This window comes from Nonomuraea sp. NPDC048882 (assembly GCF_040649755.1).
GTDB classification, from domain to species: Bacteria; Actinomycetota; Actinomycetes; order Streptosporangiales; family Streptosporangiaceae; genus Nonomuraea; species Nonomuraea maheshkhaliensis.
In genome coordinates this window covers 80613-95094 of record NZ_JBEZGB010000016.1, presented here as the reverse complement: position 1 = coordinate 95094, position 14482 = coordinate 80613, and the positions used below count along the sequence as shown (strand labels likewise).

Here is a 14482-nt window from a genome sequence, read left to right as displayed (position 1 = left end):
ATCTCCAGTACCCGGCTCAGGCTTTCGCGCATTGCGGGACCGCGACCACGTGCCAGGAGAACGGCGCGCCGGCCTCGGCCTCCGTCGCGCCGGCCGTGCCGCGGTCGAGGGCGGCGGGCACGTCGAGGCGGTCGATCATGACCTTGTTCCGGCCGTACTCGCCGACGCCGGAGGCGATCAGCCCGCCCGCGCTGATCGCCACCGCGCCGGTGGGGCAGACGGCGTCCACGGACTTGGGCGCGGACGAATCGCCGGCACTCCAGTTCGCGGGCGTGACGAGGCCGGGAAGGGGGTCGGCGCACATCGCGACGGCCGTGACGGACCAGTTCCCGCTCAGGCCGGCCGCGTCCTCGGACGCGTGCAGCTGGCCGCTGACGCCGCCGAACGGCTGCAGCGCGTCCAGGAGGATCCGGCCTTCGAAGCCGTTGAGCCGGCCGCCGAGGCCGAGGATCTTCTTACCATTCGGGCAGGTCACGGTCCATTCCTTGGCGTCCGAGTCCCCGGGGCTCTGTGTCGAGACCCGCTGCAGGCCGGGCGGTGGGTCCGCGCACACCGCGACGGCCGTGACGGACCAGTCGCCGTCGTAGCCCGAGGCGTCCTCGTAGGCGACGGCCCTGACCTTGGCCGACATCGCGTCGGGGAGGAGTTCGGTGAGCACGACCTGGCCGTTGCCGCCGGTGACGTACCCGCCCAGGCCGATCACGTTCTTGCCGGCCGGGCAGGTGGCGGACGCGGCCTTCGGATTGCCGGTGGAGTTGGACGGACTGGTGGTAACGAGGCGCTGCAGTCCCGGGATCGCGGCTGAGGCCGGGGACGCGGGCAGGAGCATCGCCGCAGCCAGCGTGAGCAGCACGACCAGCCAGGCGGACCGGGCCGGCGCGAGAACGGATTTCATGATTTATCCCCTTCTTCCGTGGTCGCCGTTCAGCCTGGTACGGGGCCGGGTGGGCGGACAGGCCGAGGTCAGGACCCGCGACGACCGGAATCCGAACCTCTGGCAGGTACGGAATTCGCACTTCCCCTCGCGGCCCGGCGCGGCCATGGTGGCCGCATGCGGGGATACGGCCAGTACTGCCCCATCGCGCTGGGCGCCGAGGTGTTCGCCGAGCGGTGGACGCCGATCATCTTGCGGAACGTGTTCGTCGGATGTCACCGGTTCGGCGAGATCCTGGAAGGGGCGCCGGGGCTGTCGCGCAGCGTGCTGGTGCAGCGGCTGCGGCGGCTGGAGCGCGACGGCGTGGTCGAGCGCGAGCGGCGGGGCCGGGCGGTGGAGTATCACCTGACCGACTGCGGGATGGAGCTGATCGAGGTCTGCATGGCGCTCGGGGTGTGGGGCGCCCGGTGGCGGGAGGTTCCGCCGGAGTATCTCGACCCGTACCTCGCCTTGTGGATGTTGTCGCGGCTGATCGATCCGGCGACGCTGCCGCGGCGGCGGATCGTGGTCAGGTTCGACCTCACCGACGGGTCCCGGCCCGATCGTTACTGGCTGCTGCTGGCCAGGAGCGGGAACGAGGTGTGCGCCCAGCCTCCCGGGTTCGACGACGACGGCATCGTCACCGTGGACACCGGCTGGCTGGTGCGCTGGTACTCGGGGACCGTCAGCCTGGCGGCGGCGCAGCGGGCCGGGGGCATGACGGTGGTCGCGCCGCCGTGGCTGGTCAGGGAGCTGGCCGGATGGGGGCGGCTCAGCCCGTTCGCCGACGTCCTGCCGGCTCGCCGCGCCACCGCGGCGAGCGCCGGTGGTTGAACACCGTCCAGGCGTGCCAGGCGAGCACGTAGACGCCCAGGGCCACCGCAGCGCCGTCGGCGCCGCCCAGGATCGTGCTGCGGACGAGATCGTAGTCGCTCACCGCTGCCCGGTCGGAGGTCAGCCCCATGACGGCACCGGCGGCCGTGGCCAGGCCTGCCGCCGCCAGCACCACACCACGCACCCGCGTCGCCACGCGCGGCGGCGCTGCTGGGCGGACCGGCGTCTGCCGGTACCAGTGCGCGAGCCAGCCGGCCAGGATCAGCAGGCCGCCCGCGGAGCTGACGTACATCAGCACGTTGAACACCCGGTGCGCGCCGACCACCGGCTGCCGCAGCAGCTCCCAGTGCATCACCGCCGGGCCGCCGACCTGGGTGAAGGCGTCCCAGAGCAGGTGCGTGGCCATCCCCGCGACCAGTCCGGCCACCACCGCCACGGGCGCCGGGCGGGCGACGCCCGGCAGGCGGGCCCGCAGCCCGGCCGGAGCCAGCTCGGCCAGCGGGGCCCGCAGCACCTGGTGGAACAGCACCAGCAGCAGCACGCCCGCGGGCAGGCCCAGCAGCAGCGCTCCCCACCAGGCGTGCGTGCTCGCCGAGGAGAACGGCAGCGGCAGGTAGTACGGCGCGTCGGGCACCATGGCCCCGACGGCCAGCGCCGACGGCGGTAACCAGCGCCGTACCGGCAGGATCGCGACGACATGGCTCAAGGTGAAGGGCACCCGCCATTATCAGCCGGGGTCGTGGCGGCCCTCCAATCGGGTGATCGCCTGGGTTCCGGCGTTGCCGCGCAGACCGGCGGCGTAGTGCCAGCCGTCCAGCGCGCCCGGCTCGGTGAAGTCGATCCGGCTCTGGGTCGTGCTCGACATGATCCGGGCCCAGCCCAGTCCGCGATCGACCCAGATGCCGATCGCGTTGCCGTCCAGGACGAAAGCCCACCGATCACCGGGTTCGAGTGGCGCGGAGGAGCAGCAGGCGTTGGTGAGCCTGCCGTCGATCCTGATGTCGATGCCGTGCTGGCCCTTGATCCCGGTCCAGGCCAGGACGTAGTTGCGCTCATCCTTGATCAGCCCGTTGAACAGGGCGTCCTGCCCCTTCCCCGTGCCGGCCCACTGGCCGTGATCGACGATCACCGCCGCGCGGGGGCTCGACGGCCCGGACTCATGGGCGACGATGCCGTAGTAGGCGCCCGCCCCCTCCGCCCGCAGGCGCCCGCCGCCGAAGGTGAGACGAGGCAGTGCCTCGGCCGCCGACGGCTGGAACACCTGGTAAGCGGCGCTGGAGTCGGTGTCGAAGGTGTCGTCCACACCGGCCTCGGCGTAGGCGTCGGGGGCGAAGGTCACCGTGGACGTGCTGATCGCCTGGATGGCGTGGCCACTCCAGCTCGCGGTGGCGGTGAAGTCCGCGCTCTGGCCGGTGCGCACGCCCGACCCGGCCCGTACGGCGAACGCGACGTGCCGGGCCTGTCCGGGCTTCAGCGACCCGATCACGTCCGGCTCGGCAGCGGTCGCGGTCCAGCCCGCGGGCGCCGCCAGTCCCACCTTGACCTTTCCCGCCGTTCCGGCGGTGTCGTTGACGACCGAGACGATCACCGTGCCGGTGCCGGTATCAGGAGAGATCGCGGCCGGCGCCTGGTACACCGACAGCCGGGAGTCGACGGCGCGGAACCGTGGCCGCTCGTCGGGCACGGTGATCCGCCCGCCGGCCAGCGTGGGCGGTGTGCCGTGCCGGCCCGAGCGGACGCCGAAAATCGACAGCCCGCCCCCGTCGGAGGTGAAACGCAAGGTGACGGTACCGGCGTCGCCGAGCCGCCGCGCCGGGATCGGGATGGCCACGCGGTACCCGTAGCGGTTGCCGAAGTCGCCCGTGAGCGAGCCGCGTGATCGACCGGCCAGCGCCGTCGGGCCGTGGGGGTCGTCGGGCAGCTCGATCGCCGGCAGCGGGCTGCCGTCGACGGACACGGTGAGGCGGGTGGGGTTGCGGCGGGCGGTGGTCACGTTGTTGGGGTCGTACCAGCCGCGGGACTGGGCGGAGGCGACCTCCGCGATCAGGGTCGCCCCCGATCGGGCGGCGGCCTGGGGCACCTCGACCTCGTACTCGAAGTAACCGCGGCCGTGGCCGGTGACCTGGTCCGCGCCGCCGGTGGTCTGGGCCTCTGCCCCGCCGGTCCACTCCTGGGCACTCACGGCGCCGGGAGAGAAGCCGCCGCCGGGGGCCGGGGTGTCGAAGGTGAGGGTGTTCTCGGCGACCGTTCGCCCACCGGCGTCGAGCCAGATCCACACGTACCCCGTCAGCAGTTCGCCGGGCACGGTGACCGCCACGGTACCGGCGTCGGTGACGGTGTAGCGGGCGGGGGCGACCGGCCGGGAACCGCCGCCGGCGGCGGCGATCCAGCGGCCCTGAGCGTCGTATCCGCCGATCTTCCACCGGAGCGTGGCCCGGGACAGGTCGGTGTCGCTGAAGTGGCTCATCTTGACCGGGACCTCGATCACACCGCCGCGGTCGACGGTCCGTGCCGACCTGCCCATCAGGGAGATCGCGTCGTCGCCCTGGAACATCTCGATGCCCCGGCGCCGGCCGCGATGGTCCATGAACTCCGGCTCGTTCGGTTGCCGGTCGAAGGTGACCGGGCTCTGCACTTCCTGCTCGGTCTCGGCCAGTTGGACGCCGACGTAGCCGTTGAGCTTCGGATAGGCGCGGAAGAGGCTCGCCGTGTGCGGGAACTGACCGGACTTGACGGCGAACTCGGAGTTGAGCCACGGCTGCCCGCTCTGAGCGCCGTCGTCGAAGTTCCAGGTGGAGCCGGGCCGGACCTGGGCGTCGAACCCGTCGAGCAGCTTCTTCCACTCGTCGTAGGTGGACAGGTAGTAGTGGAAGTCGTTCAGGTCGGTGTCGAGGTGGCCGTTCTGGCAGCAGGCGGAGTTGTCGACGATCAGCCGCGACGGGTCGAGGTCGCGCGCGAGCTGGACCATCCTGCGCACGTACGGGAACGCCCGCGGCGGGATCGGCTGCTGCCACGGCTCCTCGTTGATGCCCCACGACTCGTTGAACATCGTCCAGATCACGATCGACGGGTGGTTGTGGTCACGCGCGAACGTGTTGCGCAGCAGCCCCTCGAACAGCCGCTCCGCCTCCGGGCCCAGGGAGTGCCAGCCCGCGTTGGGCAGGTCGTACCAGATCATCAGCCCGAGAGTGTCCGCCCAGTGGTAGTAGGCGGGCTCGTTGACCTTGAGGTGGTTCCTGATCACGTTGAAGCCGAGCCTCTTGGCGTTCTTCAGGTCGAGCAGGATGGAGCCGCGGCCCGGGTCGGCCTCGGTCCCGGTACGCAGGTCGGGGCCGGCGGTGACTCCGGTGTAGGTGTAGAGGCCCCAGGGGTTGTAGCCCTGGTCGAGGACGCCTCGCAGGTAGATCGGCCGGTTGTTGAGGTGGACGTACTGATATTCGCCGGTGTGTCCGGGCGCCCACGCGCGTTCGATCTCGCGCAGCCCGAACGTGGTGCGGACACCGTCGCCGTCGCCCAGCCGGATGTCGGCGGTGTAGAGGGCCGGATCGTCCGGCTCCCACAGTCGCGGGCGCTCGATCGGGATCGTGGCCGTGCCCTGGCCGTCGCTGCCCTCGCCGTCGCTGAGCGACACCTCGGCGGTGCCGACGACCTTGCCTCGCGGGTCCTTCACCGTGACGCCGGCGGTGCCCGCCCCGACGCCGGCGACGTCGATCCTCGCGCTCGCCGTGGACGGGGTGCGCGCGTCCCCTTCGAACGTCAGCTCGGGTGTCACCCGTGTCCGCGTGAGCCGCGCGCCGGCGTAGGGCTCGATCCACACCGACTGCCAGATGCCGCCGACGTCGCTGAACCAGCCGGTGTCCGCCCCGTTGGGCTCACCCGTCTGCTTGCCCATCGGGTACGGGGAGTCCGCCGTCGTCGGCGGCGCCACCACCCGGATCGTCACCGTATGCGGCGAGCCCGGCGCGAGAGAGCTTAGCCCGGCGCTGATCTCGGTGTAGCCGTCGCCGGAGTACGGCAGCACGGGCTCGCCGTCCAGCCAGACCGCCGCACCCCAGTCCGCCGCACCGATGCGCAGCCGCACCTCCGAGCCGGAGAAATTCTTCGGGACGGTGAAGGAGCGCCGGTACCAGACCGTGCCGCGATAGCGGGAGAAGGCGCTGCGGAAAATCTCCTTGGTCGCCAGCTCCTCCTCGCCCCACGCGGCGAGCGACTGGTAGCCGAACGGCACCCGGACGGCCTTCCCGAACGCGTGGCGGGGGTCGAACCACCGCTCCCGCTCCCCCACGTCGCCGGGATCGAAGTCGAACGACCAGGTGCCGTTCAGCGACAGCCAGTCGCCGCCGGTGAACGGCCGCCGGTCGGCGTCGGGGCGCGGGTACTCCGAGCGAGCCGGATCGGTGTCACGGGCCAGCTCGAGTGTGACCGTACGGCCGACGGGAGCGGACGCGAAAGCGTATCCCTCCTTGGCGGCGATCACCAGGGCGGCGCTCTCGGGCACACCGGTCAGGACGAAGGCACCGTCCCGGCCGGTCGTGGCGAAGACGGTGGTCCGCGAGGCGTGCACGCTCGCCCCTTCGACCGGCGCGCCACTGCGGGCGTCCACCACCCGGCCGCTGATCTCGGTCGTCGCCTCCTGGACGGCGGTCGCCGCCTGGGGAGCGGCGTTCGCCGGTTCTGAGACGGCGGTCGCCCATCGCGGAGCGGCGTTCGCCGGTGCTGAGACGGCACTCGCCGATCGCGGAGCGGCGGCGACGGCGGGCGCGGTCGCCGCCAGCAGCGCCCCGGCACCGATCAACGCGACGGCGAGCGCCAGGCGCCGCCGTAAGGGCGCACCGATCACCGCTCGTCCTGCTCGATCGCGGCCGGGCGCAGCTGGGCCGCGCGGATGCGGGAGACGTCCAGCTTGCTCGTGCGGTCGAAGCGGTAGATGCCGTTCTGCTCCTGGAAGACGTCGGTCAGCTGCGTGTAGCAGTAGCCGAACATCCTCGGATCGTCGAGCAAGACGGCGACCAGCCCGGCGAAGCGCTCCTGGAGCTCCTCCTCGCTCGTGGGGCGTTCGCCGTACCCCCAGGAGCTCTCGTCGGAGCGCACGTCCGGGTTCCACCAGATGCCGCCGAACTCGCTGCAGAAGTACGGCTGCCCCGCGTACGGCACCGACCAGGCGGTCCCGTCGGGGTCGGCGTTGACGTACGGGGTCCCGTCCGCCAGGCCGTTCATCAGCTTGCCGAACAGCTCGGGATCCTGCTCGTAGCAGTGGGAGTCGTAGACGTCGGCGCCGGGCACCCGGTGCGCGTAGCCGGAGGCGTCGACCACGGGCCGGGTCTGGTCGGCCGCCTTCGTGGCCAGGTACATGCCCCAGGTGACGTCGTCGAGCACGGTGATCCGGTCGTGCAGCCGCTGCCAGGTCTCGTTGAGCGGGCACCAGCCGACGATGGACGGGTGGGAGTAGTCGCGCTCGACCGCCTCCACCCACTGGGTGACGAACGACGCGGTCGGCTGCTGGTTGTCGCCGGCGGGCCCCTCCATGTTGGCGCCCCAGTCCCCGAACTCGCCCCAGACCAGGAAGCCCGCCCGGTCGGCGTGGTACAGGTACCGCTCCTCGAACACCTTCTGGTGCAGCCTGGCGCCGTTGAACCCGGCGGCCACGGCGAGGTCGATGTCGTGGCGCAGGGCCTCGTCCGTGGGCGCGGTCATCAGGCCGTCGGGGTAGAAGCCCTGGTCGAGCACGAGCCGCTGGAAGCGGGCCTCGCCGTTGAGCAGGACCGCCTGCCCGTCGATGCTGACCGAGCGGAGGCCCGCGTAGCTTTCTGCGATGTCGGCCACGGCGCCGTCGCCGTCGAGCAGGTCGACGCGCAGGTCGTACAGGTGCGGGTCCTCGGGGGACCACAGGCGGACCCGGCCGGCCGGCAGCGGCAGCCACAGCTCGGGGGCGAGGTCGACGTCGGCGCGCGCCCGCGCCTGAGCGACCTCGCCGTTCTCGTCCGACACCGTCACCCGCACCTGGTAGCCGGCCCGGCCGGCAGCGGCGCCGGCCGTCACCGGCACGGTGATCCGGAACGCGGACGCCGCGACGCTGGGCGTGATCCGCGGCCGGCCGAGGCGCACGGCGGGCACCGGCTCGCACCACACGGTCTGCCAGATGCCGGTGGTGCGGCCGTAGAGGGCGCCGCGGCCCTCGTAGCTGGTGGCCTGCTTGCCTCGCGCCTGGGGGCCGCCGCGGGGGTCGCGGGCGCGTACGACCACGGTGTACGTGTGCGCCGGGTCGGCCGCCGCGGCCAGATCGCACGAGAACGGGGTGAACCCGCCCCGGTGCCGGCCGGCCTCGACGCCGTCCACCCACACGGTGGCGTCGTGGTCCACCGCCTGGAAGTGCAGCAGCACCCGCTGCCCCGCCCAGCCCTCAGGCACCCGGACGGTGCGGCGGTACCACACGGCGGCGTGGAAGTCCGGGTCGCCGACACCGGACAGCTCGGACTCGGGGCAGAACGGCACGACGATCTCGCCGGTCAGGTCCCGGTCGATCAGCCCGCGTTCGAGCCCTGAGTCACCGGGGTCCCGCTCGAACTGCCAGGTCCCGTTGAGGCACTGCCATTCGGCGCGGACGAACTGGGGGCGCGGGTACTCGGGGCGGGGGACGGCGGGGCGTGCGGACATGGTGCTCACTTTCTGGATGGAGACGGGGATGGAGACGGGGCGGATCAGGACTTGACGGCGCCGGCGATGCCTTCGATGAAGTACCGCTGCAGCACGATGAACAAGGCGACGACGGGCAGCAGCGAGATCGTCGCCGCCGCGGCCATGCCCGACCAGTCAGTGGCGTTCTCGCCGATGAACGCGAGCATGCCGACGCTGACGGTGCGCAGGTCGGGCCGCGAGAACGTGAAGACCAGCGGCAGGAAGAACGCGTTCCAGGTGGACAGGAAGGTCAGCACGGTGACCGTCGCCGTCACCGGCTTGGCCAGGGGCAGCATGACGCGGAAGAAGACGGTGGCGAACCCGGCGCCGTCGATGAGCGCCGCCTCGGTCAGCTCCTTGGGGATGCCGCGGAAGTAGCCGAAGTAGAGCAGGATCGCCGCCACGTTCGCCGCGCCCGACATCGCCACGATCATGCCGGTCAGCGAGTTGAGCAGGCCGAGCTTCTGGGACAGGTCGACCAGCGGGATGATGGTGTAACCGGCGGGGACGAACAGCGTGGCCACCAGGACGCCCATGATGATCCGGCGCCCGCGGAAGTCGTGGCGGGCCAGGACATAGCCGGTCATGGCACACCGCACCACCACGACGACGACCGTGCACACCGTGACGATCACGGTGTTGAGCAGGTACTTCCCGAACTCCGCCTCGACCCAGGCGCGCTCGTAGTTGCTCCACGCGGGGTCACCGGGCAGCAGATCGAGCCCCTTCGTGAACACCTCGGCCGACGTCTTCAGCGACGCGGAGACCATCCACAGGAAGGGGTAGATCCAGATCAGGCAGCCGATGGCGAGCACGGCGGCGGCGATCCACCAGGGCAGCCGGCGCAGCGCCCGGCGCCGGCGGCTCACGCCATCCCCCTGGTCCGGCGGGTGGCGCGCATCGCGAGCAGCTGCAGCATCCCGACGAGGCAGACGAACAGGCCGAACAGCACGGCCGCCGCGGACGCGTAGCCGAGCCGGGGGACCGTCGCGGCGAAGGCCCACCGGTAGATGTACACCTCGATCACCTCGGTCGAGTAGAACGGGCCGCCGTTGGTCATGGTCAGGACGAGGTCGAAGACCTGCAGCGACGCCTCGATCGAGAGCAGGGTGATGATGACCAGGAAGGGCTTGAGCAGGGGCATCGTGATGTACCTGAGCGTGCCCAGCGGGCCGGCGCCGTCGAGGCGGGCCGCCTCGTACACCTCGCCGGGAACGGTCTGCAGCGCGGCCAGCCAGTAGACCAGCGTGATGCCGAACCACTTCCAGACGTACACGCCGATCGTCGTGCCCAGGGCCGTCGTGGACTGCCCGAGGAAGTCGATCCCGTCCGGCGCCAGGCCGGCCCCGCGCAGCGCGAGGTTCACCGGGCCGCTGGCCGGATCGAACACGAACTGCATGACCACGCCGACGATCGCCGTCGTGGTGACCACCGGCAGGAACAGGGCGGTCCTGAACAGCTTGCGCAGCGGCATGTGCGGTGAGTTGAGCACGATCGCGATCAGCAGGGTGGCCAGCACCTGGACCGGCACCGCGAACAGCATGAACGCCAGCGTCAGCCGGAACGAGCTCCAGAACATCGGGTCGGCCAGGACTTCGCGGTAGTTGGCCAGGCCGATGAACGACGCGCTGGCGTCGAACCCGTTCCAGTCGGTGAGCGAGTAGACGTAGCTGCCCACGATCGGGTAGATCGTGAACGCGCCGTACAGCAGCACGGTCGGGGTCAGGAAGACCCAGATGTACAGGGTGGTGCGGTCGCGGCGGGGACGGGCCGCGGCGGGGATCGCGGCCGTCATCCGTTCATGCCTGCAGTGCTCTCGTCCACCATCAGCCGCCAGGGCGCCTCCAGCTGGACGGGCGGGCTCTGGTCGCCTTCGACGCGCTCCAGCAGACGGCTCACGGCCAGCTCGGCGATCTTCTCCTTGTCGGGCACGATGGTGGTCAGCGGCGGGGTGGCGAACCGGCCCTCCTCGATGCCGTCGAACCCGACGACGGCCACGTCCTCCGGGACGCGCAGCCCCCTGGCCAGCACCGCCCGCATCGCGCCGAGCGCGAGCAGGTCGTTGTAGCAGAACACCGCGTCCGGCGGTTGCGCCAGGTCGAGCAGCCGCTCCATGGCCTGCCGGCCGTCCTGGCGCTGGTAGCGCAGCACCGGCACGGTGAGCTCGGGCAGCACCGGCAGCCCCGCCTCCTCCAGCGCCTGGCGGTAGCCGGCCGACCGGTGCGCCGCGGTGTTGCCCGTCGGCCGGTCCACCAGCCCGATGGCGGCGATCCTGGTCCGGCCCAGCGCGGCCAGGTGCGCGGTCGCGCTCCTGGCGGCGTCGGTGTCGTCGATCGCGACGTGGTCCACGCCGTCCACCCGAACCTCGCCCAGCGTCACCGCGGGGCACTCGCCCGCCCAGTCGCGCAGCTCGTCCGCGCTCAGGCCGAGCGGGCTGAAGATGAACCCGTCGAAGAGGGCCGAGCGGTCGCGTCGCATGACGATCTGCCGCTCGCGTTCCGCCACCCCCTCCGTGCGGTCGATCAGCACCGTGTATCCGCGCTCCTCCGCCCGGTCCACCACGTGGGCGGCCAGTTCGGTGAAGTACGGCACGTCCAGCGGCAGCACGAGGGCCAGCAGGCTGGACCGCCCGCGGTTGAGGCTGCGCGCCGCGACGTTGGGCCGGTAGTCCAGCTCGTCCAGGGCCCGCTGCACCTGGGCGCGGGTCTCCTCGGACACGTACGCGAAATTGTTGACGACGTTGGACACGGTGCGTACGGACACTCCCGCCAGCCGTGCCACGTCTCGTTGGGTCACCACACTCGCTCGCCCTCCCGGCACACATTTCTGTTGAAGAACAGTCTTGCCGCGTGGCATGCCGCGTGGCAAGAATGAATTTGCCACGCGGCAACATTCTTCACAACACCCTTCTGCGGGCCGTGTGGTGGAAGGCAGGACCGATGACCGCGATGACTCGGCGAGGGTTCCTCGCCGCGGCGGGTGCTTTGACGGCCGCGGCCGCGACCAGCGCATGCGGCGGTGGCGGCGGCAGTGGCGCCGCCGGCAAGGGGCTGACCTGGTGGGATCACCAGAACCAGCTCCAGACGGCGAAGAAGGAGATCTTCGCCGAGTTCGCCAAGGGCTCCGGCGGCGTTCCCGTGCAGTACACGTACTACAACCCCGCGAAGATGGGCCAGGCGCTGCAACTGGCCAAGCAGAGCGGTCAGCTTCCGGACCTGCGCACCAACGCCGGCCTCACCCTGCCCGCCGCGGCGCTCGTCGCCGCCGGGTGGTCGCGGCCGCTGGAGCTCACCGCGGAAGCCGAGGCCAGGGTCAAAGACTCGCTCATCGAAGGCCTGCACACGTTCGACGGCAAGATCTACGCCTTCCCCATCTTCAGCCACCAGACCTACTCCGCGGTGACGTGGTTCAACAAGGAGCTGGTCACACGGGCCGGGCTGGACCCGGAGGCGCCGCCGCGGACGTACGACGCCTTCCGAGCCGCGGCCAGAAAGGCGCAGAGCGCGGGCGGCGGCCGATCGTACGGCTGGGTGTGGAACATCGGCATGCCGAACCGGCTGGGCGAGCAGGTCAACGACCTGGCGCAGGCGGCCGGATTCGCCGGCGCCGGCGGGGTCAGGTACGGCGACGGCGAGTACGCCTTCCATGCCGACGAGTACGTCGACGTGATCGAGTTCCTGGTCTCGCTGCGCCAGGAAAAGGTGCTCGTGCCGGGCGCGAACTCCTGGCTGGACGACGTGGCGCGGGCCCGGTGGACCGCCGGGATCGCCGCCTACTACTTCGACGGCCCGTGGTGCCCCGGCGTGGCGCTGAAGGCGGCGCCCGACTTCGCCGAGAAGCTCGGCGTGGGGCCCATCCTGACCCCCGAGCCGGGCGGCGGCGTGGCCACCTACCACGCACCGCAGGCGGGAGACTACTGGTTGTCGGCGACCAGCAAGAACGCCGCTGTGGCGAGCAAGCTGCTGAGCGACCACTTCACCACCGAGGAATACTCCCTCCGGGTCGCCGGGACCATGTCACAACCGCCGCGAGACATCTCCGTCGTCGACCGGTCAGAGGCGCACCCCGCGTACAAGAAGCTGATCGCCTGGTTCAAGGAGAGCGTCTTCCTCGCCCCTGAGCCGATCGCCGGCAACCCGGACATCCAGCAGGTGCAGATCGCTTCGAAGCCGGTCACCCCCAGCCTCGGAGACATCGTCCAGGGCGCGCTCACCGGCGACGTCACGGACGTCCGCGCGGCGCTGACCAAGCTGTCCAGCGACAGCGCGGCGCAGCGGGACACGGCGATCGCCGCGGCCAAGGCTAAGGGCGCGCAGGTCAGCCTGGACGACTTCGCCTTCCCCAACTGGAAGCCGCGCTCGGACTACACCGAACCGATGTACGCGGAACGCTAGCGGAGGCCCCGACCCGTGAACCGACCGAACATCGTGCTCATCATGACCGACCAGCAGCGTGCCGACTGGACGGCCGCGAGCGGCTTCCCGCTGGACACCATGCCCTTCCTCGACGGGCTGATGGAGACCGGCGTGCGATTCCGGCGGGCCTACACCACGTCTCCGCTGTGCGTGCCCGCCCGGATCAGCCTGCTCACCGGACGTTACCCGTCCGCGCACCGGGTCCGGCAGAACAGCGCCGCCCGGCACGTGCTGCGCGGGCCCGACCTGGTGGACGTGCTTCGCGACGCCGGGTACGCGCTGCATCTGGCGGGCAAGACGCACTTCCACCGCGAGGCCGCCGACTTCGACACGTTCGCCGCCCCGTACTGGCACGACCGCGGCCCGGACGGCGCGGCCACACGCGATCAGGAACGCTTCGAGCGGTGGCTCACGAAGCTCGACCACTCGGTCGCGCACGAGCCGACGCCGTTCCCGGTGGAGTGCCAGTTTCCGTACCGGATCGTCGACGGAGCGATCGGCGCCATCGACCGCACGCCCGCCGACCGGCCGTTCTTCACCTGGCTGTCCTTTCCTGAGCCGCACAATCCGTACCAGGTGCCGGAGCCGTACTTCAGCATGTTCGACCCGGAGGAGATGCCCGAGCGGCTGGCAGGACCCGAAGGCGCCGCACGCAAAGGCGGCATGTACACCTGGCTGCGCGAGCTGACGGAGGAGAAGCGGCCCGGTTACGACGCCGAGTGGCGGCGCTACCGCGCCAACTACTGCGGCATGCTCAAACTCATCGACGACCAGCTCCGCCGGTTCTTCGCGCACCTGCGTGCCACCGGGCGGGACGCGGACACGCTGGTGTTCTTCGTCGCCGACCACGGCGACTACACCGGCGACTACGGGCTCCAGCGCAAGGGCGCGGGCATGGCCGAGTGCCTGACGCGCATCCCGTTCGCGGCCACCGGGCCGGGCGTGCGGGCGGCGGTCGACGCGGAGGCCTTCGTCTCGCTCGCCGACCTGCTTCCGACGATCTGCGATGCCCTCGGCGCCGGCATCCCGGCCGGCGTCCAGGGGCGCAGCCTGTGGCCGTTGCTCACCGGAAAGCCGTATCCGGCCGGCGAGTTCGCCAGTGCGTACGCCGAGCTCGGCTTCGGCGGGCTGTCCTACCACCCCGGCGAGCGACCGCCGCTGCACTTCCCGTACGAGGGCCGCACCTTCGACGAGCTCAACACCGTCACCCAGTCGGGGACGACGGTGATGCTCCGGCGGGGGCGGTGGAAGCTGCTGCTGAACGAACGCGGCGGCGGCGAGCTCTACGACCTGGACGCCGACCCCGCCGAGCTGGACGACCGGTACGACGATCCCGCGCTCGCGGACACGCGTGCCACCCTCACCACCGAGCTGGCCCTGTGGATGATCCGCGTCCGAGACGATCTGCCGGAGGCGGCGTACACGCTCAAACAGGCCCCGCACAACTGGCGGTCGGCCGGCTCCGAGCTCAATGCCTCACCCTGAGCTTGCGAGACGCCGAGCCGGGGGCGGGCCCGGCTCCCTGTTCGCGGCGCCGCGGCCATGACGCCGTCTGTTCGCGGCGCCGCGGCCATGACGCCGTCTGTTCGCGGCGCCGCGGCCGTGACGCCGTCGTCACCGGCCGCGACTCCCGCGCCGGGATGCC

General features: G+C 71.5%; 10 protein-coding genes. 3 read left to right on the top strand and 7 right to left on the bottom strand.

Annotated elements, in window-relative coordinates; all coding sequences use genetic code 11:
• Positions 1-16 precede the first annotated feature (16 nt).
• Positions 17-895, bottom strand: coding sequence for a hypothetical protein (locus tag AB0C27_RS42905; RefSeq protein ID WP_357857359.1), 879 nt, complete (start codon positions 893-895; stop codon positions 17-19).
• A 156-nt stretch (positions 896-1051) separates the two neighbouring features.
• Between AB0C27_RS42905 and AB0C27_RS42900 the strand changes: the two genes are divergently transcribed.
• The gene (locus AB0C27_RS42900) at positions 1052-1747 is read left to right on the top strand and encodes a helix-turn-helix domain-containing protein (RefSeq protein WP_357857356.1); all 696 of its coding nucleotides are present in this window, start codon (positions 1052-1054) and stop codon (positions 1745-1747) included.
• Here AB0C27_RS42900 and AB0C27_RS42895 read toward each other — a convergent pair.
• From AB0C27_RS42895 to AB0C27_RS42870, 6 genes are read right to left on the bottom strand one after another with little or no spacing between them, the layout of a single operon-like run.
• On the bottom strand, positions 1686-2453 hold the full coding sequence (locus AB0C27_RS42895) for a DUF4184 family protein (RefSeq protein WP_357857353.1): 768 nt from the start codon (positions 2451-2453) through the stop codon (positions 1686-1688). The two genes, AB0C27_RS42900 and AB0C27_RS42895, sit on opposite strands and share 62 nt — an antisense overlap.
• Before the next feature lie 21 nt (positions 2454-2474).
• Positions 2475-6587 (bottom strand): carboxypeptidase regulatory-like domain-containing protein, encoded by a 4113-nt coding sequence (locus AB0C27_RS42890; RefSeq protein WP_357857350.1) that lies wholly within the window; start codon positions 6585-6587, stop codon positions 2475-2477.
• A complete protein-coding gene (locus AB0C27_RS42885; RefSeq protein ID WP_357857347.1) occupies positions 6584-8401 on the bottom strand; it encodes a sugar-binding domain-containing protein in 1818 nt (605 codons plus the stop codon). The genes AB0C27_RS42890 and AB0C27_RS42885 overlap by 4 nt, the downstream gene beginning before the upstream one ends.
• Before the next feature lie 44 nt (positions 8402-8445).
• Positions 8446-9291, bottom strand: a complete 846-nt coding sequence (locus tag AB0C27_RS42880) for a carbohydrate ABC transporter permease (RefSeq protein WP_219912129.1) — start codon at positions 9289-9291, stop codon at positions 8446-8448.
• Entirely contained in the window at positions 9288-10217 is a 930-nt protein-coding gene (locus AB0C27_RS42875) for a sugar ABC transporter permease (protein ID WP_357857344.1), read from the bottom strand. The genes AB0C27_RS42880 and AB0C27_RS42875 overlap by 4 nt, the downstream gene beginning before the upstream one ends.
• Positions 10214-11218: a LacI family DNA-binding transcriptional regulator gene (locus AB0C27_RS42870; protein WP_357857341.1), complete on the bottom strand. Its 1005-nt coding sequence runs from the start codon at positions 11216-11218 to the stop codon at positions 10214-10216. Before AB0C27_RS42870 ends, AB0C27_RS42875 begins: the two co-directional genes overlap by 4 nt.
• Positions 11219-11361: 143 nt before the next feature.
• On the opposite strand from AB0C27_RS42870, the gene AB0C27_RS42865 reads away from it, so the two are divergent.
• Together AB0C27_RS42865 and AB0C27_RS42860 are read left to right on the top strand one after the other, a co-directional pair.
• Positions 11362-12816 (top strand): extracellular solute-binding protein, encoded by a 1455-nt coding sequence (locus AB0C27_RS42865; protein WP_357857338.1) that lies wholly within the window; start codon positions 11362-11364, stop codon positions 12814-12816.
• Between the two features lie 15 nt (positions 12817-12831).
• Positions 12832-14322: a sulfatase-like hydrolase/transferase gene (locus AB0C27_RS42860; RefSeq protein WP_357857336.1), complete on the top strand. Its 1491-nt coding sequence runs from the start codon at positions 12832-12834 to the stop codon at positions 14320-14322.
• The last annotated feature ends 160 nt before the right edge of the window (positions 14323-14482 follow it).

What these genes read in the sequence shown, in the direction of transcription:
- AB0C27_RS42885 (WP_357857347.1), bottom strand. Translation starts at nt 8,401, where the DNA reads ATGTCCGCACGCCCCGCCGTCCCCCGCCCCGAGTACCCGCGCCCCCAG.
- AB0C27_RS42900 (WP_357857356.1), top strand. Translation starts at nt 1,052, where the DNA reads ATGCGGGGATACGGCCAGTACTGCCCCATCGCGCTGGGCGCCGAGGTG.
- AB0C27_RS42865 (WP_357857338.1), top strand. Translation starts at nt 11,362, where the DNA reads ATGACCGCGATGACTCGGCGAGGGTTCCTCGCCGCGGCGGGTGCTTTG.
- AB0C27_RS42875 (WP_357857344.1), bottom strand. Translation starts at nt 10,217, where the DNA reads ATGACGGCCGCGATCCCCGCCGCGGCCCGTCCCCGCCGCGACCGCACC.
- AB0C27_RS42905 (WP_357857359.1), bottom strand. Translation starts at nt 895, where the DNA reads ATGAAATCCGTTCTCGCGCCGGCCCGGTCCGCCTGGCTGGTCGTGCTG.